Origin of the sequence: Mycobacterium lehmannii, assembly GCF_001499925.1 — a bacterium.
Classification (GTDB): Bacteria; Actinomycetota; Actinomycetes; order Mycobacteriales; family Mycobacteriaceae; genus Mycobacterium; species Mycobacterium lehmannii.
The window spans coordinates 117,310-143,589 of the sequence record NZ_LQIR01000067.1 but is presented as its reverse complement, the minus strand read 5'-3'; the positions used below and the strand labels follow the sequence as shown (position 1 = coordinate 143,589).

26 protein-coding genes and 2 pseudogenes are annotated in these 26,280 nt (G+C 67.7%); 9 read left to right on the top strand and 19 right to left on the bottom strand.

Annotation, left to right across the window (positions count from 1 at the left end; genetic code table 11):
- Positions 1–6 precede the first annotated feature (6 nt).
- Genes sodC through AU192_RS22670 form a run of 3 tightly spaced genes read left to right on the top strand, consistent with a single transcriptional unit; the run spans position 7 to position 2,493 of the window.
- On the top strand, positions 7–741 hold the full coding sequence (gene sodC, locus AU192_RS22680; RefSeq protein ID WP_064399770.1) for a superoxide dismutase[Cu-Zn]: 735 nt from the start codon (positions 7–9) through the stop codon (positions 739–741).
- Positions 722–1,855, top strand: a complete 1,134-nt coding sequence (locus tag AU192_RS22675; protein ID WP_064399864.1) for a glutamate--cysteine ligase — start codon at positions 722–724, stop codon at positions 1,853–1,855. Before sodC ends, AU192_RS22675 begins: the two co-directional genes overlap by 20 nt.
- 2 nt (positions 1,856–1,857) lie before the next feature.
- Positions 1,858–2,493 carry an LON peptidase substrate-binding domain-containing protein gene (locus tag AU192_RS22670; protein WP_120275778.1) on the top strand — a complete coding sequence of 212 codons (636 nt, stop codon included), beginning with the start codon at positions 1,858–1,860 and terminating at the stop codon, positions 2,491–2,493.
- Here AU192_RS22670 and AU192_RS25605 read toward each other — a convergent pair whose 3' ends face one another.
- The 11 genes and pseudogenes from AU192_RS25605 to AU192_RS25600 all read right to left on the bottom strand — a co-directional run.
- Positions 2,494–3,225, bottom strand: coding sequence for a hypothetical protein (locus tag AU192_RS25605; protein ID WP_133148056.1), 732 nt, complete (start codon positions 3,223–3,225; stop codon positions 2,494–2,496). It abuts the gene before it with no gap.
- Between the two features lie 35 nt (positions 3,226–3,260).
- Complete coding sequence (locus tag AU192_RS22660; RefSeq protein ID WP_064399768.1) at positions 3,261–4,412, bottom strand: hypothetical protein; 1,152 nt, start codon at positions 4,410–4,412, stop codon at positions 3,261–3,263.
- A 103-nt stretch (positions 4,413–4,515) separates the two neighbouring features.
- A complete protein-coding gene (locus tag AU192_RS22655; protein ID WP_064399767.1) occupies positions 4,516–4,800 on the bottom strand; it encodes a type VII secretion target in 285 nt (94 codons plus the stop codon).
- Positions 4,801–4,862: 62 nt separating this feature from the next.
- Complete coding sequence (locus AU192_RS22650) at positions 4,863–5,768, bottom strand: SAM-dependent methyltransferase (protein WP_064399766.1); 906 nt, start codon at positions 5,766–5,768, stop codon at positions 4,863–4,865.
- Positions 5,755–6,117 (bottom strand): monovalent cation/H(+) antiporter subunit G, encoded by a 363-nt coding sequence (gene mnhG, locus AU192_RS22645; RefSeq protein ID WP_064399765.1) that lies wholly within the window; start codon positions 6,115–6,117, stop codon positions 5,755–5,757. The genes AU192_RS22650 and mnhG overlap by 14 nt, the downstream gene beginning before the upstream one ends.
- Complete coding sequence (locus AU192_RS22640) at positions 6,114–6,401, bottom strand: monovalent cation/H+ antiporter complex subunit F (RefSeq protein WP_064399764.1); 288 nt, start codon at positions 6,399–6,401, stop codon at positions 6,114–6,116. The genes mnhG and AU192_RS22640 overlap by 4 nt, the downstream gene beginning before the upstream one ends.
- A 31-nt stretch (positions 6,402–6,432) precedes the next feature.
- Complete coding sequence (locus tag AU192_RS22635) at positions 6,433–6,969, bottom strand: Na+/H+ antiporter subunit E (protein WP_207544977.1); 537 nt, start codon at positions 6,967–6,969, stop codon at positions 6,433–6,435.
- A 31-nt stretch (positions 6,970–7,000) separates the two neighbouring features.
- Positions 7,001–8,596, bottom strand: coding sequence for a Na+/H+ antiporter subunit D (locus AU192_RS22630; RefSeq protein ID WP_064399762.1), 1,596 nt, complete (start codon positions 8,594–8,596; stop codon positions 7,001–7,003).
- 31 nt (positions 8,597–8,627) lie between these two features.
- Complete coding sequence (locus AU192_RS22625; RefSeq protein WP_064399761.1) at positions 8,628–9,098, bottom strand: Na(+)/H(+) antiporter subunit C; 471 nt, start codon at positions 9,096–9,098, stop codon at positions 8,628–8,630.
- A complete protein-coding gene (locus AU192_RS22620; RefSeq protein WP_064399862.1) occupies positions 9,095–11,983 on the bottom strand; it encodes a Na+/H+ antiporter subunit A in 2,889 nt (962 codons plus the stop codon). Before AU192_RS22620 ends, AU192_RS22625 begins: the two co-directional genes overlap by 4 nt.
- 195 nt (positions 11,984–12,178) lie before the next feature.
- Positions 12,179–12,349, bottom strand: a pseudogene (locus AU192_RS25600) (hypothetical protein); the annotation flags it as partial.
- Here AU192_RS25600 and AU192_RS25540 point away from each other — a divergent pair.
- Positions 12,281–12,589 (top strand): annotated as a pseudogene (locus AU192_RS25540) (response regulator transcription factor); the annotation flags it as partial. The pseudogenes AU192_RS25600 and AU192_RS25540 overlap by 69 nt on opposite strands.
- Here the strand turns inward: AU192_RS25540 and AU192_RS22610 are convergent.
- The 6 genes from AU192_RS22610 to AU192_RS22585 form a co-directional block, all read right to left on the bottom strand.
- The gene (locus AU192_RS22610) at positions 12,556–13,023 is read right to left on the bottom strand and encodes a DUF1707 domain-containing protein (protein ID WP_064399760.1); all 468 of its coding nucleotides are present in this window, start codon (positions 13,021–13,023) and stop codon (positions 12,556–12,558) included. The pseudogene AU192_RS25540 and the gene AU192_RS22610 overlap by 34 nt on opposite strands.
- A gap of 201 nt (positions 13,024–13,224) precedes the next feature.
- Positions 13,225–15,441, bottom strand: a complete 2,217-nt coding sequence (locus tag AU192_RS22605) for an AAA family ATPase (RefSeq protein WP_064399759.1) — start codon at positions 15,439–15,441, stop codon at positions 13,225–13,227.
- Complete coding sequence (locus AU192_RS22600; protein WP_064399758.1) at positions 15,434–16,294, bottom strand: CDP-alcohol phosphatidyltransferase family protein; 861 nt, start codon at positions 16,292–16,294, stop codon at positions 15,434–15,436. The genes AU192_RS22605 and AU192_RS22600 overlap by 8 nt, the downstream gene beginning before the upstream one ends.
- Positions 16,291–17,019: a phosphatidylserine decarboxylase gene (locus AU192_RS22595; protein ID WP_064399757.1), complete on the bottom strand. Its 729-nt coding sequence runs from the start codon at positions 17,017–17,019 to the stop codon at positions 16,291–16,293. Before AU192_RS22595 ends, AU192_RS22600 begins: the two co-directional genes overlap by 4 nt.
- Before the next feature lie 58 nt (positions 17,020–17,077).
- The gene (moeA, locus tag AU192_RS22590) at positions 17,078–18,331 is read right to left on the bottom strand and encodes a molybdopterin molybdotransferase MoeA (protein ID WP_064399756.1); all 1,254 of its coding nucleotides are present in this window, start codon (positions 18,329–18,331) and stop codon (positions 17,078–17,080) included.
- Entirely contained in the window at positions 18,331–19,242 is a 912-nt protein-coding gene (locus AU192_RS22585) for an SDR family NAD(P)-dependent oxidoreductase (RefSeq protein WP_064399861.1), read from the bottom strand. The genes moeA and AU192_RS22585 overlap by 1 nt, the downstream gene beginning before the upstream one ends.
- Before the next feature lie 56 nt (positions 19,243–19,298).
- On the opposite strand from AU192_RS22585, the gene AU192_RS22580 reads away from it, so the two are divergent.
- Together AU192_RS22580 and AU192_RS22575 are read left to right on the top strand one after the other, a co-directional pair.
- The gene (locus tag AU192_RS22580; protein ID WP_064399755.1) at positions 19,299–19,793 is read left to right on the top strand and encodes a PH domain-containing protein; all 495 of its coding nucleotides are present in this window, start codon (positions 19,299–19,301) and stop codon (positions 19,791–19,793) included.
- A 56-nt stretch (positions 19,794–19,849) separates the two neighbouring features.
- Positions 19,850–21,253 (top strand): PH domain-containing protein, encoded by a 1,404-nt coding sequence (locus AU192_RS22575; protein ID WP_082695115.1) that lies wholly within the window; start codon positions 19,850–19,852, stop codon positions 21,251–21,253.
- Here the strand turns inward: AU192_RS22575 and AU192_RS22570 are convergent.
- Complete coding sequence (locus tag AU192_RS22570; RefSeq protein ID WP_082695109.1) at positions 21,163–22,590, bottom strand: FAD-dependent oxidoreductase; 1,428 nt, start codon at positions 22,588–22,590, stop codon at positions 21,163–21,165. The genes AU192_RS22575 and AU192_RS22570 overlap by 91 nt on opposite strands.
- A 154-nt stretch (positions 22,591–22,744) precedes the next feature.
- Between AU192_RS22570 and AU192_RS22565 the strand changes: the two genes are divergently transcribed.
- The 3 genes from AU192_RS22565 to AU192_RS22555 are packed head-to-tail and all read left to right on the top strand — an operon-like array spanning position 22,745 to position 24,370.
- Positions 22,745–23,560 carry an HAD-IIA family hydrolase gene (locus tag AU192_RS22565; protein ID WP_064399752.1) on the top strand — a complete coding sequence of 272 codons (816 nt, stop codon included), beginning with the start codon at positions 22,745–22,747 and terminating at the stop codon, positions 23,558–23,560.
- A gap of 9 nt (positions 23,561–23,569) precedes the next feature.
- Positions 23,570–23,836, top strand: coding sequence for a hypothetical protein (locus tag AU192_RS22560; protein WP_064399751.1), 267 nt, complete (start codon positions 23,570–23,572; stop codon positions 23,834–23,836).
- A 36-nt stretch (positions 23,837–23,872) separates the two neighbouring features.
- Positions 23,873–24,370 (top strand): SRPBCC family protein, encoded by a 498-nt coding sequence (locus tag AU192_RS22555; protein ID WP_064399750.1) that lies wholly within the window; start codon positions 23,873–23,875, stop codon positions 24,368–24,370.
- On the opposite strand, the gene AU192_RS22550 is transcribed toward AU192_RS22555, so the two are convergent.
- A complete protein-coding gene (locus tag AU192_RS22550) occupies positions 24,367–26,064 on the bottom strand; it encodes a DEAD/DEAH box helicase (protein WP_064399749.1) in 1,698 nt (565 codons plus the stop codon). The two genes, AU192_RS22555 and AU192_RS22550, sit on opposite strands and share 4 nt — an antisense overlap.
- Positions 26,065–26,280 lie beyond the last annotated feature (216 nt).

Sequence of the window (26,280 nt, the reverse complement as noted above, 5' to 3'; positions counted from 1 at the left end):
GTGCACATGTTCAAGACCGTCGCCGCCGCTGCCTTGTTCGCCGTTCCCGCACTCGCCTTGAGCGCCTGTGCGGCGCCCGAGGAGCCCAGCAACGTGCAGGGCACCCCGCCGTCCGTCTGGACCGGATCCCCGCCTCCCTCGGCCCCGCCGGGTGAGGGCGGTGGTCACGGCGGCGAACAGGCAGAAGGCCAAGGTCAAGGCCAAGGTGAAGGACAGGGTGCAGGTGAGACGCTCACCGCCGAATTGAAGCTCGCGGACGGCACGCCGGTGGCGACCGCCGACATCCAGTTCAGTGGCGGCTACGCGACGATCAGCGTCGAGACCACCACGCCCGGGAGACTGACGCCCGGCTTCCATGGCATGCACATCCATCAGGTCGGCAAGTGCGAGGCCAACTCGGTCGCGCCCACCGGTGGCGCGCCGGGGAACTTCAACTCGGCGGGCGGGCACTTCCAGGTGCCCGGCCACAGCGGTCACCCCGCGAGCGGCGACCTGACCTCGCTGCAGGTCCGCGAGGACGGTTCGGCCAGGGTCCTGACGACGACCGACGCGTTCACCGCCGAGGAACTCACTTCGGGCGCGGGCACCGCGATCATCATCCACGAGAAGGCGGACAACTTCGCCAACATTCCGCCGGAGCGCTACCAGCAGGTCAACGGCGACCCGCCGCCGGATGCAACCACTCTGGCGACCGGTGACGCCGGATCGCGGGTGGCATGCGGTGTTATCCGTACCGGCTAACAGCCACATCGATTTCGTCGGCTCGCCCCGACCGACGGTCGGGGTCGAGTGGGAGTTCGCGCTCGTCGACGCGACGACGCGGGACCTGAGCAACGAGGCAACCGCGGTCATCGAGGAGCTCGGCGAAAACAACCCGCGCGTGCACAAGGAACTGCTGCGCAACACCGTCGAGATCGTCACGGGCATCTGCGATTCGGTGCCCGAGGCGATGAACGACCTGCGTTCGACGTTGGTGACGGCCCGCGAGATCGTCCGGGGCCGCGGTATGGAGTTGTTCTGTGCGGGCACCCACCCGTTCGCGAAGTGGTCACCGGGCAGCCTGACCGACGCCCCCCGCTACGCCGAGCTGATCAAGCGCACCCAGTGGTGGGGAAGGCAGATGCTGATCTGGGGCGTGCACGTGCACGTCGGGGTCCGGTCCGCGCACAAGGTGATGCCGATCAACACCTCACTGCTCAACCACTACCCGCATCTGTTGGCCCTGTCGGCGTCATCCCCGTTCTGGGACGGTGAGGACACCGGTTATGCGTCCAACCGGGCGATGATGTTTCAGCAGCTGCCGACGGCCGGGCTGCCGTTCCACTTCCAGTCGTGGGCGGAGTGGGAGCGTTTCGTCTACGACCAGAAGAAGACCGGCATCATCGACCACATGAACGAAATCCGTTGGGATGTCCGGCCTTCGCCGCATATCGGGACGGTGGAGATCCGGATATTCGACGGTGTCTCCAATCTGCGCGAGTTGGGTGCGCTGGTGGCGTTGACGCATTGTCTGGTCGTCGACCTCGACCGGCGGCTCGACGCCGGTGAGTCGCTGCCGACCATGCCGCCGTGGCATGTGCAGGAGAACAAGTGGCGCGCAGCGCGTTACGGCCTCGACGCCATCATCATCCAGGATGCGAACAGCAACGAACGGTTGGTGACCGAGGATCTCGACGAGCTGCTCAACCGACTCGAACCGGTGGCCGCGTCGCTGCACTGCGCCGACGAATTGCGGCACGTCGCCGACATCTACGGGGGCGGCGGATCGTATCAACGTCAACGCCGCGTCGCCGAGGATCACGACGGCGACCTGCGCGCCGTCGTCGACGCCCTGGTCGCCGAACTGGAGCTGTAGACGTGGCGGCCATCCCGATGTTCCCGCTGCAGGTGGCGATGCTGCCCGGCGAGGAGCTTCCGTTGCGGATCTTCGAACCTCGTTACAGCGCATTGGTTTCGGACTGTCTGGCCACCGAGGACCCGGCGTTCGGTGTCGTGTTGATCAAGGCGGGTAGGGAAGTGGGCGGCGGGGACGTTCGCAGCGACGTCGGTGCGATGGCACACATCGGCGAGGTCGCTGATTTCGGCGACGGCCGTTACCGCCTCAAATGTGCGGTAGGCGAACGTATTCGGGTCATCGAGTGGCAGCCCGACGATCCGTATCCACGCGCAGCGGTCGAACCGTGGCCCGATCAGCCGGGTGGGCCCGTCGAGGCGGACGCGATCCGCGACGTGGAGGACCGCATGGTCGCGCTGTTCGAACGGATCGCCGCTGCACGCGGGGCCGAGGTCAGCGGCCGCGAATTCGTGGCGGGTGCGGACGCGTCCGGCGACGCCGGTAAGTGGTTGTACACGTTGACCTCTCGTCTCCCTATGGGGCAGGCCGACCGCTACGCAGTACTGGCTGCGCCGACCGTCGCCGAGCGGCTGGCGGCGCTGAGCGACGCCGTCGAGACCGTGACCGCGATGGTCGAGTTCCAGCTGTCGGGGGAGTAGTCACACCGCGGTGAACTGCTCGTTGCGCAACCGTTCGAGCGCGCGCCCGTCGGTGAGTTCGAGGCGATCCTCGGGATGCTTCCAGTAGTGGCGGACCATCCAATACAGCGTGCCGAAGCCGGGCTCGTATCGGTCGGCATTCGGTACGACGATCGGCTTACCGTCGTTGAGCACGAAAATAATTGGATTTCGAGTTCGCTTGTCGGCACCGTCGGCGACATCGACAATGTCAGCCCAACGCGCAGTGCGGGTTCGCAAGATGTCAGCGTGCTCAATGACGTCTGGTCCGATCCGCAGTCGGGCCACGCCACGGCCCCTGAGCATCGCCACCAGGCCGGTCAGTGACAGAACCAGCAGGGTGATCATCAAGTACCGGTTGACGGTATCCCGCCCAGGCGTCGTGAAAGGGAGCTCCGCGACGCCGCGTGAAACGAACGCGAGATAGCATACCGATCCGATCGCGGCACCGACCAATGTGAGACTCCAACTCCAGGCGATAAGCGGATTGACGCGCAGCGTCGTCCCGTGGGTGTCTGATTTGGCGTACTTCGTCGGCGATGAGAACCAGGTCGTGGCGAGCGTAACCAGGGCTCCGGAGAAGAACAACGTCAGTCCACCGGACGTTAACGCCGCAGGAATTGAGCCACGCTGCAGCGCCACCACTGTTTGCGCCACGCTGTAGCCAACCCCGCCTACAAAACCTAAGAGCCCGAACTTCGCCAGGGCTGACAACCTGGTGTCCCAGTTGCGCGGTGGAGGCGGTTTCTCTATGCCCCGCACAGCACCTCACCGACCTTGGTCCCGACCGACTTCATCCACGCACCGCCAGCGACAGAGCCGCCGACCGCGAGAGCCGGAGCGACGCCGGGAAACGGAACCGGACCACCCAACATTGCACCTCCCGCCGCACCGCCGGCATTGCCGACGAGCGCGAATGTACCGGCGAACACCGAAACACACTTGTCGGCGGGCGTGGGCGCGGCGAGGAAGTCATACGTCGCCGACATGACACCGAGTGCGGGACCACCGTACTTGGCGCCCGCTCCGACTTTCTCCACGGCGTCCATGGACAACATCGGAATCTTGCCGCCCCGATCGATATGCGTTTCCAATCCCGTGAGGACATCTCCGATGCAGTCCGGGACGGTCTGGACGAGTAGCGGACTATCGGGAGGAAGAACGCCGTGGCGGCCGTCGGGCAGATTGAAAGCCGCAGTGCGCACGCCTTCCGGTGTTTCGTCGATGACGTATTGCGTTCCGTCCGCCCAATTCATGATCGTCTTCTTGTATCCGCCGGGCGTACGCGTCGAACTAGTCCACGAGATCAGATTGCCGTCGGTGTCGTAGTGGTCATCGGTCGTCATGTCGGGAACGCCGTTCTTGTAGTCCGGTTCGTACTCGGTGATGACGTGCCTACTGCCGTCCTGCATGATCAGTGTCTTCTCGAAGTGGCCCTCATCGTTGTACCGCGACGTCGTCTCGCGGACGGTCATGGCCATCTGCTCACCACGCACCGTCGCTTGCTGCGTGAGCCCAATCGGGTTTCGAGGATCGGGTAAATCGTCAGCCGGTCGCTGCGTACCGGGGAGCATCAAGTCCGGCAGCCCGCCGGTCGCGGGGGGCGCGAAGCCGTTCTGCTCCGCGCTTTGAGCCCCGGGGTCGATCAGCACCACCCACCCCTCCGACACGTTGAGAGGGCCGCGGTCGATTTCATCAGCCTTGTCCAGCAGTGCTTTTCGTGCCGTCCCGATGGTGCCGGCGCCTTCACTGAGGGCGTTGCCGATCGCGGTGGTGTAGCGGCTGAACTCCGATGTGGTCTGGCGCGCGCGACCGAACATCGCCGATGCCGCGTCGTGCGCTTGGCCGGACCACGCCTTGGTCTCGGGCATGCGCTTGAGGTGGTTGTTGATTCGTTCCACTGCCCGTTCCACCGATTCGCCAGCGGTCGTTACCGCAGGGCCGGTGAAATTCAGTGAGTCCGGGTTCCAGCTTTCGAGCCGGGAACGCGATGGCAGCACGGGTTCAGAAGATTTTCTTGAAATGCCCCGCAAGGTCCGAGTCGGTCACCTCGTAGGTGTTGCCCGCACCGCGGACTGCCTCGCCCATCTTGCGGACATTTGCGGCTATCGCGTCGACCCGCTCCGTCACATGCTCACCCAGAAGTCGTGCGGCCCACTGAGTGGCGGAGGCGGGTAAGCCGTCGGCGGCATCGCTCACTTTGTGGCCGACGTCAGCCTCACGGATCAATGGCGACACCGTGTCGACCTGACTGGCGAACGCCTTGAGGATCTCGGGGTCAACCTCCATCGTTCAGAAGTTACCGGATGTCAGAGCCCCGCCGTGACGCTGATTTTGGCCGACAGCGGTTGTCAGCAGGTCCGTTGTCCCTCGACGAATACCGTCCGCGGAGTGGTGTCGTCGGGCTCGCCCACAGCGCACCGGCCGTAGCGCTCCATCAGGTCCGCGGCACCGATCGAGGTGACGTCCCAACCGTGGTCGGTGAGCCAGTCGGTCACCTCGGTGCGTTCCTCGGTGTACCAGAGGTCCTGTACGTCGAACGCGTCGTCGCTACCGTCGTTGCCCGCCTGTCTGCGGTACTCGGCCAGCTTCTCGCGGCGACTGGCCAGGTACTCCGGATCGAAGAACTTCGCCCCGAACGACTCGACGGCGATGCGGCTGCCTTGCGCGCTGAGCTTGTGAATCCGTTCGAACAACAAGTCTTGTCCGCGTGCGGGCAGATACGGGAGGAGCCCCTCGGCGGCCCACGCGGTCGGCTCGCTCGCGTCGAACCCCGCGTCCCGCAGAGCCCGCGGCCAATCCTCGCGCAAGTCGATCGGCACCGGGATGTACTTGGCGGCCGGCTGGACTTCGTGTCGGCGCAATGTGTCGACCTTGAACGTCAGCACCCGGGGCTGGTCGATCTCGTAAACGACGGTGCCACCGATCCACGGCAACCGCCAGGCCCGCGCGTCGAGCCCGGCCGCCAGAATCACCACCTGGTCGATGCCGTTGGCACCAGCGGCGATGAAGAACTCATCGAACCATTTGGTGCGCGACGCCGCGTAGCCGCCGATCGAGCGGATGCGTTCGGCCATGTGGGCAGAGGGCGGTTGCCAACCCTGTTCCACCGCCGCGTCGACGAACATCTGGGCGTAGGGATCGGTGAACAGCGGGCAGTCGGTGTTCTGCTCCAGCGCACGAGACCAGGCCACCCCCAGCGCCGTCGCGCCCACACTCTCGGTGATGCCCCAGCTGTCGTCGTCAGTCCTGGCCATCGGCGCCGCTTTCCGTGTGGTCGGCGAACTCGTCAATCTCGTCCGCGGTCAACAGATCGTCTCGGACGTTCTGTTCCCGATACGCGAGCTGGCCAACCCGGTTCGCCACCACCGGTGCGGTGATCACCGTGAACAAGCCGGTGAGTACGAGCATGCCGATATCGGCGTTGCCGCGCAGCCGTATCCCGGCGCCGATGATCACCAGCAGGAGCCCGAGCACCTGCGGCTTGGACGCCGCGTGCATGCGCGTCAACGTGTCGGGGAAACGGACGATGCCGATCGCGGCGGTCAGTGCGAGCGACGAGCCGCCCAGCACCAGCACGCTCGTGAGAATGTCGAGTCCGGTCATCCTCGCCCCCCGATGGTGCGGGACTTGTCGACGTCGGGGACGCGGAATCGGGCGACGCTGACTGTGCCGACGAAGCTGATCAACGCCAATGCGGCCATGCCGTAGGTGACGGTGCTGTCCAGGCTGTAGGCGCTCCAGATGCCGATCCCGCACATCGCCACGGCGATGAGTGTGTCGACGGCGACCAGGCGGTCCAGTGTGCTCGGCCCGGCGAGGAGACGGAACATCGTGATGGCGGCGGCGGCGGTCATCATCACCGCGGCGATGACCCAGACGGTGATCATGCGCGCTGCGCCTTCGTATCTCGCTGGGGGCTCATACTTCGTGCTCCTCGTGCTCGTGCGCCGGGCGCCAGTCCTCGGGACGCTCGAACGTTCGGACCAACAACCGTTCGATCACGGCCACCTGGTGGTAGAACGCTTGCAGCGCGCGGTCGGAGCCGACATCGATGACATGCATGTAGAGCAGCCGGCGGGTCTGGTCGATCTCGAGCACGATCGATCCGGGAATCAGGTTGAAGATGACGACCGCCAACGACAGCACCAGGTCTGACTTCACGGAAAGCTGTGCCCGCAGAACGGCCGACAGCGGAGGGCGGGGTTTCAACGCCAGCAGTGCAACCTGTCCCGAGGACAGCACCAACCGGTAGGCGACCGTGAGGATGAGCCGGATCAGCGACAGCACGTGCACCTTGCCTTCGACCGGCACGGCGGGCAGGGGCAGCAGCCATGTGATCAACGCCGCGACCGCCGCACCCGAGAGCACATTCGCCGCGGAGAAGGTGCCCCACAACAGGATCCAGACGAACACCAGCCAGAAGAAGATCCAGACGCGCAGCGCGACGCTTCTCATCATCGGGGCCCTTGGCTCTTCGCGCAAGCGCTCATCGCGGCCCCACCACGGCAGTGATGTACTCGCTCCGGTCGAGCACCTCGTTGGAAGCCCTTTCACTGTAAGCGAATATCGGCCCGGCGAGCACCGTCAGCGCGAGCCCGGCCGCGATCAGCGCACCCGTGGGCCCGACCATCCCCGCCGGCATGCGCCCGACGTGGTCGCGGTCCACGAACTGGATGTCCTCGGGTTCGTCGAGCAACGCCGACGGCAGCGCCGCGGACAGATGGCCTTCGGGCGCGTCCGCGCGCGAGCGCCAGAACGCTTTGGTCCACACCCGCACGACCACGTACAGCGTCAGCAAGCTGGTCACCACACCGCCGGCCACCAACGTCCAGGCCAGCACCGAGCCGTCCTGCGCCCCGGCCTCGAGCAGTGCGACCTTGCCGATGAAACCGGAGAACGGCGGTATTCCACCGAGATTGAGCGCGGGGATGACGAACACGAACGCCAGCAGCGGGCTGGCAGCCGCCAAACCGCCCAGGCGGTCCATGGTCGACGCCCCGGCTTGGCGTTCGATCAACCCGACGACCAGGAACAGCGTCGTCTGCACCAGAATATGGTGCGCCACATAGTAAATGGCGCCGGACATGCCGAGTTGGTTGGACAATGCGATGCCGAACACCATGTAACCGATGTGACTCACCAGCGTGAACGACAGCAGACGTTTGATGTCGCTCTGCGCGATCGCACCGAGGATGCCGATCAGCATCGTCAACAACGCGGCCACCAACAGCACCGGGTCAAGGCCACCGTCGGGAAACAACAGCGAGTGCGCCCGAATGATCGAATAGACGCCGACCTTCGTGAGCAGGCCGGCGAACACTGCGGTGACCGGTGCGGGTGCGGTCGGATAGGAGTCGGGCAGCCAGGCCGAGAGCGGAAACACCGCAGCCTTGATGCCGAACGCCACCAACAGCACGGCGAACATCGCCGAACGGACTCCGCCCGACACGTCGTCAAGGCGCACGGAGAGTTCCGCCAAGTTCAGCGTCCCGGTAGCGCCGTAGACCAGCGCGAGACCGAACAGGAAGATCAGCGACCCGACCATCGACACCATCACATACGAGATGCCCGCGCGGACACGGTCCTTGCTGGCTCCGACCGTCAGCAGCACGAAGCTCGCGGCCAGCAGCACCTCGAACCCGACGAAGAGGTTGAACAGGTCACCGGCGAGGAACGCCATGCAGACACCGGCCGACAACACCAGATAGGTGGGCATGAAGATCGACACCGGTTGGCGTTCGTCACCGTCGCGCACACCCTGTCCGATGGCGTAGAACACCACGGCCAGCAGCACGATCGCCGAGACGACGAGCATCAGCGCCGACAACCGGTCCACCACCAGCGTGATGCCCAGCGGACCCATCCCGGGCACCGACTGGCCCCAGCCGCCGACGTGGAGCACGAGCGTGCCGTCCCTGTCGGCGAGGTAGAGCAGCGCGCCGCACACCGCGACGACGACAGACAACACGACGAGGGTGAGGAGTCGCTGCAGTCGTGGCCGCCGGCCCGCGATCAGCGTGGTCGCCGCGCCCAGCGTCGGGAGCAGGACGGGCAGGGGTATCAAGGTGGTCGCCAACGTCATGCGCAGTCCGCCTTCACTACTCGCGCCCGCATCACTTGGACCCCTCGTATCCGGGCAGGGCGTCCAACTCATCGGGTGCGTCGGTGTCGCGCATGGCTTCGGGTTGCGGTCGGTCCTCTTCGACGGCGGCGATGTCCTTCGAAGCCAACTCGGAGACCTTGGCGTCCTCGGGGTCGTCACCCACTTCCTCGGCGGTGGTCAACCGATAGGTCCGGTAGGCCATCGCCAGCACGAACGCCGCGACGCCCATAGTGATGACGATCGCGGTCAGGATCATGCCCTGGGCCAACGGATCCGCCGTGGTGGTCTGAGGTTCGCTGCCCCGCCCCCAGATCGGAGGCTCACCGGCCGGGCCGCCGGCGATGAGGATGAGCAGGTTGATCGCGTTGCTGATGAGCAACAGCCCCAACAGCATTCGGGTCAGGTTGCGCTCGAGCAGCAGGTAGACGCCTGCGCTGGTGAGCCCGCCGAGCAGGATGAGGGGCACGAGCGAGGTCGTCATCGCGTACTCACCGCCGTCTTTTGCTCCTGGCCCAGCTCCACGTCGATGCGGGCCCCCAGGCTGCGCAACACGTCGAGCACCAGGCCCACGACGATGAGGTACACCCCGAGGTCGAAGAACAACGCGGTGACGAATTTGACGGTGCCCAACACCGGCACGTCGATCTCGATCAGCGCCGAGGACAGTGCGGGCGCCCCCACCAGAAGCGAGGCGAACGCGGTACCTGCGGACAAGGTGAGGCCCGCGCCCAGGATCTTGCCCGCGTCCAGCGGCAGCGTCTCGCCCAGTTCGTAGCGACCGCCGGCCAGATACCGCAGCACCAGCGCGAGTCCGGCGGTCAAACCACCGGCGAATCCACCGCCGGGAGTGTTGTGTCCCGCGAAGAAGAAGTACGCCGACAACACCATGATCAGCGGGAAGATGACGCGGGTGGCGACCTCGAGGATCAACGACCGGTGCCGCGGGTCACGCAGTTCGCTGCCGCGCAGCCAGGTGATGTCGCCGGCCGCCGGGCTGGTGTTCACCATCGCCGGCAGCCGGCCGATGTCGGGCTGACCTGCATCCGAGACCCGCGGCGGCGCCCCGAACCTCCTGTGCCGGAAAACCATTGAGGCGACGCCGGTCGCCGCGACCACGAGCACCATGACTTCGCCCATGGTGTCCCAGGCGCGGATGTCGACCAGCAGCACGTTGACGGCGTTGGCGCCGTGGCCGCGGTAGTACGCCGCCTCGGGGATCAACGAGGCGATCGGAGTTCCGGTGCGCGCGGCCATCGCGTACACCGCCAGGGTGGTCACGGTCGCACCGACCGCCAGTGCCAGCGCCGCCCGCGGCCACCGGTATCTGCGGATGTGGACCCGGTCGGCTTCGGCGGGCAACGTGCGCAGCACCAGCACGAACACCACGAGGGTCAACGTCTCGACCAGGAACTGGGTCAGGGCCAGATCCGGTGCGCCGTGCAGCGCGAAGATCACCCCGCACCCGTACCCGGTCACGCCGACGAGCAGCACCGCCGCCAGGCGGTTGCGCATCACCAGAGCGCCGAGCGCGGCGGCCAGGATGATCAGACCGATCACCACCTGAAGCGGTGAACCCCACAGCCTGAACTGCGGGTGGTCGCGCGCACCCACCGCGAGCGCGATGGTGGGCACCAGCACCAGCGTCGACAGGATCGCTGCCTGGGTGGCCGGGATGGAACCGCGCTGGGTGACAGCGGTGAGTTCCACCGCCCACAGGTCGAGCCGGCGTATCACGGCGTCGTACGCGTGGTCGGCGTTGCCGAGTGGTTCGCGCATCGTGCGGAACCGGCGCAACCGTTCGCGGCCCACGAAGGCCGCCACGCCGGTGGCGATCACCAGCACCGACAACAGCAGCGGCACGTTCACGCCGTGCCACAGCGCGAGGTAGTACTCGTTGTTGCCGCCCGGCACCGTGTCGGCGTAATCCTCCAGCACATCGCCGATCCCGACGGGCCAGATCCCGAAGGCCAGGCCCGCGGCCGCGAGGATGCCCGGCGCAATCATGAACGTGCGCTCGGGGCGGTGCATCTCGGTGACACGGGTGCTCGGCTCGGGCCGCCCCTTGCGGCCGAACGCACCGAACAGGAAGCGCAGGCTGTAGATGGTCGTGAACACCGAGCCGATCACGATGCCGGCCAGCACCACCGGGGCGAAGGCGCCGAGGGTGGGGGTGTGCAGGACGGTGGCCAGGTCGGTTTCCTTGGCGACGAAGCCGAAGAACGGGGGCAGTGCCGCCATGCTGGCCGATGCGCCGACGGCGATGACGAACAGCAGCCGCGCCTTGTCGCCGAGCCAGGCCAGCCTGCGGATGTCGCGGGTGCCGGTGGCGTGGTCGATGATCCCGACGACCATGAACAGCGCCGCCTTGAACATGGCGTGTGCCACCAGCATCGCCAGTCCGCCGAGCATCATGTCGCTGCCGCCGGTGCCGACCATGACCGTGATCAGCCCCAGCTGGCTGACCGTGCCGAAGGCCAGGATCAACTTCAGGTCGTACTCGCGCACCGCGCGCCAACCGGCCAGCAGCATGGTCATCAGGCCGAGTGAGACCACCATGGGCCGCCACACCGGGGAGTCAGCGAAGCTGGGGCTCATGCGCGCGATCAGGTAGACGCCGGCCTTGACCATCGCCGCCGCGTGCAGGTACGCGCTCACCGGGGTCGGTGCGGCCATCGCGCCCGGCAGCCAGAAGTGCAGCGGCACGATCGCCGACTTCGACAGGGCGCCGACCAGAATGAGCAGCAGCCCGACCGACGCCGCCATCCCGGTCGGCGGGGATTCAAGGAGTTCGGAGAGCAGGTAAGTGCCTGCCATGTTGCCGAGCACGATGATGCCGACCAGCATCGCCAGGCCGCCGAACGTCGTGACCAACAACGCCTGGGTCGCCGCTCGCCTGCTGGTCAGGCGTTCGGCGTAGTGGCCGACCAAAAGAAACGACAACACCGACGTGATCTCCCAGAACACGTAGAGCATCAGCAGGTTGTCGCTGGTGACCAGCCCGAACATCGCACCGGAGAACGCGACCAGTTCGGCGGCGAAGCTCGGCAACCGGTTCTCGATGCGGCCGTCGTGGTGTTGGAAGTAGTCGCCGCAGTAGAACAGCACCAGCGCGCCGATACCGAGAACCAGCACGCTCATGATCGCGGCGAGCGTGTCGAAGCGCAGCGTGAAGTTCATCGACAGCTCGGGCACCCACGGCACGTCGACGGTGCTCGTCCCCCTGGCGGACGGCCAGTTCTGCGCCACCCACACCAGAGACAGAAGCGGCACCAGCGCCAGCGGATAGAACGCCTTGCGCCCCCACATGTGGACAAGCAGGGGCGCCACCGCGGCGGCGACCGCGTGGGCGAGCAGGACGGCGAGCAGGGCACTCCGATCGGTTGGGTTGGTCAGCACGCGGCCGCCAACCGGAGAACTTTATGGTCGGGGTGTCAGCCGAGTAAGGCTTCGGATCGTCATTCTACGTGGGCCGATCGCGGCTACTATGCCGCGTCGTTGACACCACCGACCTCGCGGTGGTCGGCGCAGGTCGGACCGCGCGGAAACTCAGAAGTACCGCAGTCACACATATACCCAGGCCAGCAGGGTACTGAGCAGCGTGACGACCATGCCGTAGCGGGAGAACTGCCAGAAGCTGATCCGGTGGCCGGCGCGCTGGGCGATGCCGATCGCCACGACGTTCGCGCTTGCCGCGATCGCGGTGCCGTTGCCGGAGAAGCAGGCGCCCAGTGCAAGGCCCTGCACCGCGCACGGCAGGGTGACGAGTTGCCCGACACCATCCTCACACCGCGAGAGGAGGAGGTGCTCAAGCTCATCGCCGACGGTTACTCCTCGCGCGACATCGCCAACACGTTGGGCATCAGCGTCAAGACCGTCGACCGGCACCGGACGAACCTGCTGGCCAAACTCGGACTGCAGGATCGAGTTGCGTTGACCCGCTATGCGATTCGCGCCGGACTGATCGAGCCCTGACGGCGTTGGCACGGGGCGGGCGCTAACCCGTACCGCACCGGGAGCGCGTGGCCCAACAACCCGATCCCCGCGCCGAGAATCGGCCAGACCGGCCAGAAGTACCAGGCTCCCGCGGTGAGTCCGACCGCCAACCACACTGTCAGCACGATCGCGACCATGGCCAGGTAGCTGGCCAGGTGGACCTGAACACTGCGACGGGCCAGCTGCCTGCGAGCCTGCCGGCGGCGGGGATCGTTGCGCCTGAGGCGCTCGACGGGCAGATCGGCGGTGAGCTCGTGCAGTTCGGGGCGGGTGGCCGCGGTGAAGGCGGCCTGCAGGCGGGCCTCGTACTCCGGCATCGCGAGGTAGCCCTGCGCGAGGGCCTGGCCGAGTAGGTTGGCCGTCTTCTCCCGGTCGGGGTCTCCGGCGCGGACCACGGGTGCGATGGCGGGCATGCCGACCTCCTCGATCTTGACAATGACAAGTTACGTCGACTATGCCGCATCAACTTGCCACTGTCAAGATGCTTCTCCTTTGTCCCGCGAACGTGGGTTACCCGCACGCGTCCGGTGCGTTTGACGTGCGTCAAGCCCACGCTCGCGGAGGGGATTGGACTCGCGTTGGATGCGCGGGAGGGGAGCCGCCCGGGGAAGTGGTCAGCGAGCGGCCGAGAACGCCCGCAGCGACTCGACCTGTGCCGCGTCCAGCGACGGGCGCACCGCCTCGCGCGCCGCCGCGACGTCGTCGGCGGTGACATCGGCGGCGTCGATCGAGCGCCGCATCGCGGTCAGCGCCGCCTCGCGCAACAACGCGACGCAGTCGGCGGCGCTGTAGCCCTCGAGTTCCCCGGCCAGGGCGCCGAGATCGACGTCGTCGGCGAGCGGGACGGACTTGCCGGCCGTGCGCAGGATCTCGCGACGGGCCTCGGCGTCGGGGGGTTCGACGAACACAAGCTTCTCCAGCCGGCCGGGACGCAGCAGGGCCGGGTCGATCAGATCGGGCCGGTTCGTTGCACCGACCACCACCACGTCGCGCAGCGGTTCGATGCCGTCGAGTTCGGTCAGCAGCGCCGCCACCACGCGGTCGGTGACACCCGAGTCGAAGCTCTGACCGCGCCGCGGCGCGAGCGCGTCGATCTCGTCGAGGAACACCAGCGACGGGGCCGAGTCGCGGGCGCGCCGGAACAGTTCCCGCACGGCCTTCTCCGACGAGCCGACCCATTTGTCCATCAGCTCGGCACCCTTGACGGCGTGCACCGACAACCGCCCCGAACTGGCCAGCGCCCGCACCACGAACGTCTTGCCGCAACCGGGTGGGCCGTAGAGCAGCACACCGCGGGGCGGCGCCACGCCGAGACGCTGGAATGTGTCGGGGTGCTGCAGCGGCCACAGCACCGCCTCGGTGAGCGCCTGTTTGGTGTCGGCCATGTCGCCGACGTCGTCGAGCGTCACCGAGCCGACCGAGACCTCTTCGGTGGCCGAGCGTGACAGCGGGCGGATGACGGTCGTAGCGCCCAGCAGATCGTCCTGGACCAGGGCGGGCGGCTCATCGTCGGCGCTGGCGCGCGCCGCGGCCCGCAGAGCCGCCTCACGTACCAGCGCGGCCAGGTCCGCGACTACGAATCCCGGTGTGCGCTCGGCGATCTCGTCGAGATCGAGGTCCTTGGCAGGCACCTCGCGCAACAGCACCTCGAGCAGCTGCCTGCGGATCGCGCCGTCGGGCAGGCTCAGCCCGAGTTCGCGGTCGCACAGGTCGGGCGCGCGTAACCGGACGTCGACGTTGTCGGGCTGCTGCGACGTCGCGACGAACGCCACACCGCGGGTGGCGACCGCGTTGCGGAGTTCGGTGAGGATCAGCGTGGCCACCGGTTCGGCGGTGGCTGGCAGCAGCGCGTCGATGTCGGTGATCAACAGCACGCCGCCGCCGTCGCGGACGGTCGCCACCGCCGACACCACCCTCGCGATCCGGTCCTCGGCGCGTAGCGAGCCGACCTCCGGTCCGTCGAGTTCGACCAGTCGCCGGTTGGCGCAGACCGCGCGCACCAGCGCTGCCTTGCCGACGCCGGCCGGGCCCGATACCAGGACGCCCAGATTGGCTGTGGCACCGAGGGTTTCAAGCAGTTCGGGCCGGTCGAGTGCGAGATTGAGCCATTCGGTCAGGCGCTGCGCCTCGGCCTGAGATCCCTTGAGGTCGTCGACGCTCAGCGTCGGTTGCGATGTCTGCGGTGCGGTCACCACCGCCTGACCGATCGCAGTGTCCGAAGCGGGTGCGACGGATCCGCCCGGTGAACCGTCGGCCCAGCAGACCGCCGAATTGGGTTGCACACTCACGGGTCCCGCGGGGTCGGTGCCGGTCACCGTCAGCAGTTCGGAGGTCCAGGTGATGCCGACCGACGAGGCAAGCGCCGCGGTCGCGCGCGAGGACGGGATGTCGGGTCCCAGCTCCCGCGGCAGCAGCGACACCGTGTCACCGACCGTCATCACCTTGCCCAGCAACGCTTGTCGCAGCGTGGCCTGGGAGATCGATTGGCTGGCCAGCCGCGAGCCCGACAGCGTCACCGATCGAGCGCCGTAGACGGTCACGGGCGCGACGAGCACGGTGGTGTCCTCGCGCAGCCCGGCATTGGACAGCGTGACGTCGTCGAGCAGCGCGGTGCCGGCGGGAACACCGGCGGGTGCCTCTGCGGCCACCGCGGCGGTGGTGCGCGAACCGGTCAGCGACACCGCATCCCATTCGCGGATGCCCAGCGCGGCAATGGCTTCCGGATGCAGGCGCACCACACCCCTACGCGAGTCGAGCGCCGAGGTGTTCAGTCGCGCGGTCAGCGTGAGGTGCGCCCGGGGGGCCGGGCGGTCGGCCTGCAGTTCAGTCATGTCGGGAGCCGGGTCTGCGCAGTCCCAGTCGCATCACCGACCGGCGGTGCGGCTGGGCCCGGCGGATGGCCCGTCGGGCGGCGCGCTGCTGGCGTGGTTTGTCGTCCCAGACTTCGGGGTGCGCGGCCAGGAACCGGCGGGTGCGGATGGCGAAGGGGATGTGTAGGACGTAGGCGGCGATGATGATCAGGATCACCAGGTAGCCGTAGAGGATCGCGGCGGCCACGCCGATCGCCACGAACGCCAGCAGCGGCGCGACCATGTTGGGTGACACCGAGAACGTGTGGATCTTGCGCATCGGGATCGTGCTGACCACCAGCGCCGAGACGCCGAGCATCCAGATCACCACGGCGGGCTCAGACGTCCACCAGCCATCGCCGAACTGCATCTTGGCAGCCAGGGGACCGATCGCACCGATCGCTCCTGCCGGGGCGGGCATGCCGACGAAGTACTTCTTCTCGTAATCGGGCTTGTCGACGTCGAGCATCGCGTTGAACCGGGCCAGCCGCAGCACGATGCACACCGCGTACACCAGGACCACCATCCACCCGACCCGCGACTGCGCCAGCAGCGTGCCGTAGACGATGAAAGCCGGTGCGACACCGAAGTTCACGGCATCGGCAAGTGAGTCGATCTCCTCACCCATCCGCGAGGTCGCCTTGAGGGCGCGCGCGATGCGGCCGTCGAGCGCGTCGAGGATCGCGGCGACCGCCAGAAACGCCATCGCCTCGGTCGGCCGATTGTCCAGCGCCATCTTGACCGCGCTCAGGCCCAGACAGATCGCGGCGACGGTCATGGCGCTGGGCAGGATGCGCAGGCTGACGACCGAACGCTTGATGCGGGGCCGGATCATGCCGGAGCCGCCCGGCCGGCGGCATCGGGCTCCAGCTCCGCCAATACCGTCTCACCCGCCAGCGCGCGCTGTCCCACCGTCACCAGGATGCGCGATCCGGCGGGCAGGTATGTGTCCAGCCGCGAGCCATAGCGAATCAGGCCGTAGGTCTCGCCGATCGCCAGTTCGTCACCGATCTTGGCCTCGCACACGATGCGCCGCGCCACCAGGCCGGCGATCTGTACGGCGATCACCTCGACGCCGTCGGCGGTGCGGATCAGCACACTGTTGCGCTCGTTGTCCTCGCTGGCCGCTTCCAGTTCGGCCGAGCCGAACAAGCCCGGTCGGTGCTCGACCGCGACGACCTCACCGCTGATCGGGGCGCGCTGCACATGCGCGTCGAAGACCGACAAGAAGATGCTGATGCGGGGCAATGGTGTTGGGGGCAAACCGAGTTCGGCCGGTGGCTGCGCCTCCTCGATCAGGCAGATCAAACCGTCGGCGGGCGCGACGACCAGACCTGGCCGGGTGGGGGGTACGCGCGGCGGGTGGCGGAAGAACGCGGCGTTGGCGGCGGCCGAGGCCAGCGCGGCGCCGCGCAGCCACGGGTTGCGGCGCCCGAGCGCGGCCAGCGTCAGGCTCGCGCCGACGAACGGCAGCCCCGCGGGATGCATCGGGGGGATCGTGGTACGGGCCAGCGCCAAGAGCCGCGCGGGGCCGGATTTCAGGTCGGGGCGTCTGGCCATCGTCCCGCGATTCTACGGGCCGGGTGCACGCTGCGGCATTGGCCGGTCCGCCGGGAAATCAGGTCAGGTCCCACACCTGGACCGGCGACCCAGCCGAAAGAGCGTCGACATCCTCGGCGATCTCCAGCAGACAGTTCGCCGAGGCCAGCCACCGCAGGTGGTGTGAGGCCGGCGGTCCGTAGCTGGTCACCGTCCCGGCGGCCGCGTCGAGCACGCCGCGGCGGAACTGGCGTTTTCCGCGCGGCGAGGTGAGGTCCTCGGTCAGCACGGCGTCCCGGCGCGGCCGGGCGGGGTTCGGCAGCCCCATTGCGAGGCGCAGCGGCGCGCGCAGGAACACCTCGAAAGAGACCAGCGCGCTGACCGGGTTGCCGGGCAGCGTGACGATCGGGATGTCCCGCTGCGGTGACGCGGGCGGGCCCGGGGCGGTGATGACGCCGCAGCCCTGCGGCATGCCCGGCTGCATCGCGACCTTGACGAAGTCCACCGACCCGCCGAGGCCCGATGTCGCAGGCGTCGGAGCTCCGAGCGCATCCTTGACGACCTCGTACGCGCCCGCGCTCACCCCACCCGTCGTGATGATCAGGTCGGCGTCACCGGTGTGCTTTGCAAGGGCGGCGCGGAACGATTCGACGTCGTCGCCGGTCATGGGGGAGGCCACTACGTCGGCGCCGGTGTCGCGCAGCGCCGCGGCGAGCATCACCGCGTTCGATTCGTAGATCTGACCCGGTGCCAGCGGTGTGCCGGGTGCGACGAGCTCGGTGCCGGTCGACATCACCAGCACGCGCTGGCGCGGTATCACCGTCAACTCGGCAAGACCCAGTGCGGCGGCCAACCCGAGCGCGGCCGGTGTGACGAGCTGACTCGCGCGTAGCACGGCCGTACCGGCCGCGACGTCCTCACCGGCGCGCCGGATGTGCTGGCCGTCTCGGGCGGCTGCGCGGATCTCCACGGTGTCGGTCGCCGCGTTCGTCGCCTCCACCGGCACCACGGCCGTAGCACCGGCAGGAAGCATAGCCCCGGTCATGATCCGATGTGCCACACCGGGTTTCAGCGTGAGAAGGTCAGTGCGGCCGGCGGGGATGTCCTCGGCGACGGGCAACCGGACCGGGTTCTCAGGCGTGGCCGAAGCGACGTCATCGACCATGACGGCATAGCCGTCCATCGCGGAGTTGTCGAAGCCGGGCAGCGACAACGGCGCGACGACGTCCTCGGCCAGCACCAAGCCCAATGCGTCGGCGATGGGAACGCTGACCGCTGGACGGGCGGTGATCAACGCGGCGACGACGCGCTGATGCTCTTCGACGGTCCGCATCAGACGGGGTACGTGACGCCGGTCAGTTCCTCGGACATGGTCCACAACCGGCGCTGTATGTCTTCGTCGTGCGATTGTGCGCTCGAGGCGACGAGTTTCGGATTTCCCTTCACCTCGCCGATACCGTCGGGTCCGTAGTACTGCCCGCCCTGCACGCCCGGGTCGGTGGCCGCGCGAAGCGTGGGCAGCGCACCCTTGTCCGCGGGCTGGGTAAAGATCTTCCACACGATGTCCGGAACGAAAACCGGTATGTAGCGCATTAATTCGGTGTCCGAGAAGCCGGGGTGGGCAGCGGCCGCGATGGTCGGCGCGCCGCCGGCAGCCAGGCGCCGCTGCAGTTCGTAGGTGAACAGCAGATTGGCCAGCTTGGACTGTCCATAGGCTTGAACCCGGTTGTATCCGGTCTCGAAGTGCGGGTCCTCGAAGCGGATTCGAGCCATGATCCGGTGGCCGACGCTGCTGACCGTCACGATGCGCGACCCGTCGACGCTACGCAGGTTGTCGAGCAGCAGGCCCGTCAACGCGAAGTGGCCGAGGTGGTTGGTGCCGAACTGCATCTCGAAACCGTCTTTGGTGGTCTCGCGACTCGGCACGTACATCACGCCTGCGTTGTTGATCAGCAGATCGATGCGCGGGTGCGCGGCGCGCAGCTCGTCGGCGGCCCTGCGGACGCTGTCCAGCGAGGAGAGATCGAGTTCCTGCAGGCTGACCACGGCGTCGGGACTCGACCTCTTGATGCCCTCGACCGCCTCCCTGCCTTTGTCGAGGTTGCGCACCGCGAGCACCACCGCGGCGCCCGCGCCTGCCAGGGCGGCCGCGGTGTCATAACCCAGCCCGCTGTTTGCGCCTGTCACGATCGCGGTTCGCCCGGACTGGTCCGGCATGTCGGCCACGGTCCATTTGCTGCCCATGACGATCAACATACTCAGCGGCCGATGGACTCGCGGTTACCTAGGCTGGACGCCTGATGACCGATGTCGTGGAATTCTTGGACCCCGCGAACAAGCCGAGCCGCAAGGCGCCACTGGTGTGGGCGATCGGCGCGGCGATCCCGTGGTCGTTCGCGGTGCTCGCACAACTGGTGTGGTTCGTGGTGGACCCGCAGCCCTGGTGGGTGCATGCGCTCGCGGCGCTGGGCACGCTCCTAGGCATCGTGACGTTCGTCGTCGTCGTTCCGTGGTGGCGGTACCGGGTGCACCGGTGGGACATCGATCCGCGGGCGGTGTACACCCGCACCGGTTGGTGGACCCAGGAGCGCCGCATCGCGCCGATCTCGCGCGTGCAGACCGTCGACACCGAACGTGGTCCGCTGGACCGGTTGTTCGGGCTCGCGAACGTGACGGTGACGACGGCGTCGTCGGCGGGCGCGGTCCGCATCGTCGCGCTGGACACCGACGTGGCCGACGCGGTCGTCGCCCGTCTCACTGACATCGCCGCGCTGGGAACCGAGGACGCGACGTGACGGTCCCCGGGTGGCAGCAGCCTGCCGGCGAGGAGTGGCAACGCCTGAGCCCGCGGATGCTGTTGGTGCACCCCGTTCACGAGGTGGTACGCCAGATTCCGGTGCTCGTCGGCACGCTGGTGCTCGGCTCGGCGACCGGCAACCCGCTTCTGGCTGTCGCGGTGCTGGGGATCACCGTCGCGATCGGCTTGGCGCGCTGGTTCACCACCACATTCCGCGTCGGGCCGAGCGATGTGCAGCTGCGCACCGGTGTGTTGCAGCGAAAGGAACTCTCGGTGCCGCGCAACAGGATTCGGTCGGTGTCCACCGACGCCCGCCTGCTGCACCGGTTGCTGGGGCTGACGGTGCTGCGGGTCAGCACCGGCCAGGAGGCCAGGGGTGACGCAGAGTTCGCGCTCGACGCCGTGCCCACCGAGCAGGTCGGCAGGCTGCGCGCGGTGTTGCTGGCCGAATCCCTTGCGGTGGAGGAGGACAAGCCGTCGGAACCTGGTCGCGTGCTCGCGCGGTGGACGCCGTCGTGGTTGCGCTACAGCCCGCTGAGCTTCACCGGCCTGGCGATGATCGCCGCCGCCGTCGGCGTGGCCTATCAGGTGGGTGTCGACAGCGGCGTGCACGAATCGGGCCTTGCCCGATCGTGGCTCGACACGGCCAGGAGCCTCGGCGTGGCGGCCGGCATCGCGCTCGGCGTGGCGGTGCTTGTGCTGGCCTCCGTCGTCCTCTCGGTGCTGCAGTCGTTATTGACCTACGGCAACCTCGAACTGCGAAGGGACTTCGAGGTGCTGCATCTGAAATACGGGCTGATCCGCGTCCGCGAAAACACCTTCGACATGCGCCGTCTGCGCGGAGGCACGCTTCGGGAACCGTTGCTGGTGAGGCTGTTCGGCGGCGCACGCCTCGACGCGGTGATGACCGGTGTCGGCGGAGAGGGTGAGTCGTCGCTGTTGTTGCCGCCGTGCCCCAAGCGCACCGCCGACGAGGTGTTGACGAATCTGATCGAACGCCCCGACGCGGTGACCGGGCCGCTTCGTGCACACGGCCCCGTCGCCACGCGCAGGCGCTGGAGCCGGGCGATGGTGCTGCCCGCCGCGGCGGCGGTGGCGCTGTTGGCGGCGCCGACGCCGATATGGGCGTGGGTGCTCTGGGTTCTGTTCTCCGGGTGCTGCGCGCTGCTGGCGTTCGACCGCGCACGGTCGTTGGGGCATCGCGTGGGAGACGGTTGGCTGGTCGCGCGTACGGGAAGCCTGCAGCGCCGCCGCGACTGCATCGACGCCTCGGGCATCATCGGCTGGACCGTGCGCCAGACGTGGATGCAGCGGCGCGCCGGGGTAGCGACACTAGTGGCCGCGACGGCCGCCGGGGTCAAGCACTATCAGGTGATCGACGTACCCGCGACGCTGGCGTGGTCGATCGCGGCGCAGGCGTCGCCGTGGGTGGCCGACACAGCATGGGCGCGTCGATAGTGGGGTCGCTGTCGACGTAGCACCCGCACCATGAACAAGGGCGAGAAGAGTTTCGCGGGCGGATCGACCATCCCCAGTACACGCAGGAACTGCAGCATGACCGTCGGGTCCGTTTCAGACGCCGTCAACACCCGCTCCAAGTAGGCGTTGCTCAGCCGGATCGACAGTGGCACAGTTCCTTCGACTTCGGGCAGCGCCAGATCCGATCCGACGGCGGTCTGCCAGGCGATGCGGATCGCCTTGGCGCTGGACCGGAAGAAGCGGTGGGCCAGATTCCTGTCGCCGCGCCGCAGGCAGTCGCGCAGCACGGTCGCCTCGACGGCCGCGACTGTCATGCCCTGTCCGTAGATGGGGTTGAAGCTGCAGACCGCGTCCCCGACAACGAGCATGCCGTCGGGCAGTCGCCGCATCCTGTCGTAGCGGCGCCACCGGTTGGACGGCACACGGTAATTCACCACGGGGCCAAGCGGTTCGGCGTCGGCGAGGGCGGCCAACACCTTGGCCGGAACGAAATCGGCCGCGAACTCGAGCATACCGGCAGGCGTGTTCGGCGGCTCGTGGCCCGCCATGGCCCCGACCCCGAACATCGCCGCGCCGTTCTCGCAGCACGCGGTTGCGAACATTTTCGGGCGGTTGTGCTCGGGCATGACCGCGATGAAGTTCTCCGAGATCCTGCCGGGTCTGATGCGCACCGGCTGGCAGGCGTACGCCAACTGCACGACCACCTCGTCTACCGGCGGGCGGTCATAGCCCAGTTGTTCGAGGAACAGCGGTGTCCGGGAACCCCGCCCGGTCGCATCGACGACGAGGTCGCCGTCCAGCATTCTCACCTCGCGGGTGCCACGGTCGATCACGTCGACGCCCGTCACCCGGCTGCGGTCGGTTGTCGCCCGCAGAGAGACCACGTCGTGCCGCTCCAGGATCGTCACGTTGGGGACGTCGCGCATTCGCCGCAGCACATGCCATTCCAAGAATGGCCGGCTCTGGAAATAGAAGGGCATCGCGTCGGGCGACGGGCAGCGGCCCGATTGCACGAGTTGATGGCCGCCGAACGAGAAGCAGATCTTGGAGTAGTCGCCGTCCCATCTGATCGCGCCGTCTGCGACGAGTTCATCGAGAATGCCCGGCAACAACTCATCGAGCACCTGTGCCCCGCGCGCGAGTAGGGCGTGTATCAGCTTGCCCTGCGGGACTCCGCGCCTGGGCGTGGGCCCGGTCGGCAGCGCGTCACGTTCCACCACGGTGACCGTCCGATAGCTGTCCGCGAGAACCCTGGCGGCGAGCAATCCCGCCATACTCGCGCCGAGAACGACCGCTCGTTCGCCTACGACTGGCATTGCCCACCCCTTACCTCGCGATTCGTGGCCGGGTATCGGCCCTGGTAAGGAACAGTTTTCGGCGTCCAGCCAAGCCGCACTAGCGTAGGCCACTACTCGAATCCGCGAGACCTCCACGATTTGCGCGCACGCTTAGGCCGTTTACTGTCGGGCCATGGCTATCGGTGGGGTGCTGTTCGACATCGATGGCGTGTTGGTGACCTCGTGGCGTCCGATCGAAGGCGCGGCCCAGACGGTCCGTACGTTGACCGACAACCAGGTTGCCTGCGCGTACCTGACCAACACGACGACCAAGACCCGCATGCAGATCGCCGAACTGCTCTCCGAAGCGGGGATGGCGGTCCGGCCCGATGAGGTCATCACGGCCGCGGTGTTGACCGCGCAATATGTGCGCGACCGGTATCCGGATGCGCGTTGCTTCCTCGTCAACAGCGGGCAGATCGCCGAGGACATGCCCGGCATCGACGTCGTCTACTCGAACGAGTGCAGCGGTCCCCGCGCACCGGAGACCCCGGACGTCATCCTGCTCGGCGGTGCGGGTCCGGAGTACAGCCACCTGACATTGTCGTGGGTCTACGACTGGATGACCCACGGCGTGCCGGTGGTCGCGATGCACCGCAGCACCGCATGGACAACGGCCGACGGGTTGCGCGTGGACACCGGCATGTACCTGCTCGGCATGGAGGAGACCTCCGGTCGCAAAGCCACCGCGGTCGGCAAGCCCGCCCCCGAGGGCTTCCTCGCCGCGGCGAGTCGGCTCGGGGTCGAACCCGACGAGATGTACATGGTCGGCGACGACCTCAACAACGACGTGCTGGCGGCGCAGGTGGTCGGTATGACCGGCGTGTTGGTGCGCACGGGCAAGTTTCGCCAGGATACGTTGGATCGTTGGGCGGCAGACGAATTCGCGATGCAACCGAATTATGTGATCGACTCCGTGGCCGACCTGCCGCAGCTTCTCGGACTGTAGGGGGCATCGATGTGGGAGCGAATGCAGCAGATGTTGCTGCAGCGGGGTATCAACACCTATTTGGAGCTGGCGCTGTGGATCACGCTGGTCTATATCGTGATCGGAGTCGGTTACGCGATGTTTCACATCGAGTTGATCGGCCAGCTCGAGGCGGCGCTGTCCGGCGACTTCACCATCTTTGCCAACATCGCGGCCCTGGTCGTGGCCGTCGTGCTCTGGCCGCTGCTGTTGATCAGCTCGTGGGTCTGCGGGGTGGCCGGGTGTGGAATCTTCTGACGATGACTTTTCGTGCCCGCCGCAGTCTGTATCGACATGACTGAACAACGCATCCACGCGACCACCACCGTCAACGCCCCGATCGAGACCGTGTTCGACGTGCTCGCCGACCCGTCGACGCACCAGGCGATCGACGGCACCGGATGGGTGCGCGAGCCGCTCGACTCCGAACCCCTGACCGAGGTCGGCCAGGTTTTCCGGATGGGCATGCACCACGACAACCACCCAGAGAAGTACTACGAGATGGCCAACCGGGTCGAGGTTCTGGACCGGCCGCGCGCCATCGGTTGGCTGCCGGGCCAGGGTCCCGAGCAGCGGGGCTATCTGATGAACGCCACAGAACTCCAATGGGGCGGATGGCTATGGCGATACGACCTCGACGCAGTGGCCGAAGACCGGACGGCGGTCACGTTGACTTACGACTGGTCGAACGTGGCGCCGCACATGCGCGACATCGAGTTCCCACCGTTCGAACCGCAGCACCTCGACAACTCGCTGAAGAACCTCGCCTCGATCGCCGAGTCGCGCAGCTAGGACTGCAGGGTGCGTACCGCCTCGATGCGGGCGCGGAGTTGATCGGTCGTCGCGGCCGCGACCGCCGGGCCGCCGCAGATCCGGCGCAGCTCCTTGTGGATCCAGCCGTGTGGCTTACCGGTGCGGTGGTGGGCGATGGACACCAGCGTGTTGAGTTCCTTGCGCAGCTCGCGCAGTTGGCCGTGGGTGGAGACCCGCGGCACCTCGCCCGAGGCGGTCTGGCGGGTGAGTTGTTCTTCCTGCCTGCGTCGCAACAGGTCCCGCATCTGGTCGGGGGCGAGCAGGCCGGGGATCCCGAGGTAGTCGGCCTCGTCCTCGCTGCCGACGGCCGCTGCGGTACCGAACGACGAGCCATCGAAGATCACCTGGTCGAGCTCGGCGTCGGCGCCCAACATCTCGAAGCCTTTGTCGCCCTCGCCCGGCTCGTCCTTCGTCTTGTTGGCGTCCTCGAGGGCCGCGTCGTCCCACTCGCCCTGCGACTCGCGGTGCGGCTTGCCGAGCACGTGGTCGCGCTGTGCCTCCATCTCGCTGGCCAGGTCGAGCAGCGCGGGCACCGACGGCAGGAAGATGCTCGCGGTTTCACCGGGGCGCCGGGAGCGGACGTAGCGTCCGATCGCCTGGGCGAAGAACAGCGGGGTCGACGCGGATGTCGCATACACGCCGACGGCGAGTCGCGGCACGTCGACACCCTCGGAGACCATGCGCACCGCGACCAGCCAACGACTCATGCCTGTCGCGTATTCGGCGATGCGGTCGGAGGAGCCGGGGTCGTCGGACAGGACGAGCGTCGGCGCCTCCCCGGTCAGCGTCGTCAGCACCTTGGCGTACGCGCGGGCGGCTTTCTGGTCCGAGGCGATCACCATCGCGCCCGCGTCGGGCACCCCGCCGTTGCGCAGCTGGGACAGCCGGGTGTCGGCGGCCTGCAGCACCGCCGGAATCCACTCGCCGTTCGGGTCGAGCACCGTGCGCCAGGCCCGTGCGGTCTGCTCGGCGTTGAGCGGTTCGCCGAGACGCGCCGAAAACTCCTCGCCTGCACTGGTGCGCCAGCGCGCTTCCCCGGAGTACGCCATGAACACCACGGGCCGCACCACCCCGTCGGCCAGCGCGTCGGAGTAGCCGTAGATGTGATCGGCCCGCGAGCGCAGCACGCCGGTGCCGTCGGGCTCATAGGTGACGAAGGGGATCGGGCTGTCGTCGCTGCGGAACGGTGTACCGGTCAGCGCCAGCCGGCGGGTGGCGTCGTTGAACGCCTCGCGCATGGCCTCGCCCCAGCTCTTCGCATCGCCGCCATGGTGGATCTCGTCGAAGATGACCAGCGTGCGGTAGTTCTCGGTGCGCACCCGGTGCCGGGTGGGGTGGCTGGCCACCTGGGCGTAGGTCACGACGACGCCGTGGTACTCCGACGAGTGGTGAGCGGCGCTGTTGGAGAACTTCGGGTCCAGCGACAGGCCGAGCCTTGCGGCCGCCAGCGCCCACTGGATCTTGAGATGCTCGGTCGGCACGACGACGGTGACGCGCTCGACGGTGCCGTCGGCCAACAGCTCGCCGGCCACGCGCAGGGCAAACGTCGTCTTACCCGCGCCGGGGGTAGCGACGGCCAGGAAATCACGCGGTTTGGCGCCAAGGTACCGCACCAATGCCCGACGCTGCCAGCCTCGCAAAGCCTGGGTGTCGGGCGCTGTGTCTGCCCGCACCCAAAGACTCCTCACTGATCGGACAGCAGCCTAGCGCAACGGATTACGGCCTCGCATCTCTGCGTGGCGTGTCGCCGGACCGCCGGTGTGTCGAACATGGCCGGCGGCTGCGAACCGCCGCTGCGCGCCGAGGGACAGACGCTGCGTCGCGACCCCGTGGGAACTGCGCACAGCAAACACGGTGCTTGTCCTGGCGCGAGGTGGGTACTCTCCGCC

Coding starts and splice junctions, on each gene's coding strand:
- AU192_RS22580 (WP_064399755.1), top strand. CDS start 19,299: ATGACCGATGTCGTGGAATTCTTGGACCCCGCGAACAAGCCGAGCCGC.
- AU192_RS22635 (WP_207544977.1), bottom strand. CDS start 6,969: ATGAGAAGCGTCGCGCTGCGCGTCTGGATCTTCTTCTGGCTGGTGTTC.
- AU192_RS22555 (WP_064399750.1), top strand. CDS start 23,873: ATGACTGAACAACGCATCCACGCGACCACCACCGTCAACGCCCCGATC.
- sodC (WP_064399770.1), top strand. CDS start 7: ATGTTCAAGACCGTCGCCGCCGCTGCCTTGTTCGCCGTTCCCGCACTC.
- AU192_RS22625 (WP_064399761.1), bottom strand. CDS start 9,098: ATGACGACCTCGCTCGTGCCCCTCATCCTGCTCGGCGGGCTCACCAGC.
- AU192_RS22650 (WP_064399766.1), bottom strand. CDS start 5,768: ATGGCCAGGACTGACGACGACAGCTGGGGCATCACCGAGAGTGTGGGC.
- AU192_RS22595 (WP_064399757.1), bottom strand. CDS start 17,019: ATGGCCAGACGCCCCGACCTGAAATCCGGCCCCGCGCGGCTCTTGGCG.
- AU192_RS22570 (WP_082695109.1), bottom strand. CDS start 22,590: ATGCCAGTCGTAGGCGAACGAGCGGTCGTTCTCGGCGCGAGTATGGCG.
- AU192_RS22655 (WP_064399767.1), bottom strand. CDS start 4,800: ATGGAGGTTGACCCCGAGATCCTCAAGGCGTTCGCCAGTCAGGTCGAC.
- moeA (WP_064399756.1), bottom strand. CDS start 18,331: ATGCGGACCGTCGAAGAGCATCAGCGCGTCGTCGCCGCGTTGATCACC.
- AU192_RS22575 (WP_082695115.1), top strand. CDS start 19,850: ATGCTGTTGGTGCACCCCGTTCACGAGGTGGTACGCCAGATTCCGGTG.
- AU192_RS22605 (WP_064399759.1), bottom strand. CDS start 15,441: ATGACTGAACTGCAGGCCGACCGCCCGGCCCCCCGGGCGCACCTCACG.
- AU192_RS22630 (WP_064399762.1), bottom strand. CDS start 8,596: ATGACGTTGGCGACCACCTTGATACCCCTGCCCGTCCTGCTCCCGACG.
- AU192_RS22565 (WP_064399752.1), top strand. CDS start 22,745: ATGGCTATCGGTGGGGTGCTGTTCGACATCGATGGCGTGTTGGTGACC.
- AU192_RS22585 (WP_064399861.1), bottom strand. CDS start 19,242: ATGGGCAGCAAATGGACCGTGGCCGACATGCCGGACCAGTCCGGGCGA.
- AU192_RS22600 (WP_064399758.1), bottom strand. CDS start 16,294: ATGATCCGGCCCCGCATCAAGCGTTCGGTCGTCAGCCTGCGCATCCTG.
- mnhG (WP_064399765.1), bottom strand. CDS start 6,117: ATGACCGGACTCGACATTCTCACGAGCGTGCTGGTGCTGGGCGGCTCG.
- AU192_RS22610 (WP_064399760.1), bottom strand. CDS start 13,023: ATGCCCGCCATCGCACCCGTGGTCCGCGCCGGAGACCCCGACCGGGAG.
- AU192_RS22640 (WP_064399764.1), bottom strand. CDS start 6,401: ATGATCACCGTCTGGGTCATCGCCGCGGTGATGATGACCGCCGCCGCC.
- AU192_RS22560 (WP_064399751.1), top strand. CDS start 23,570: ATGTGGGAGCGAATGCAGCAGATGTTGCTGCAGCGGGGTATCAACACC.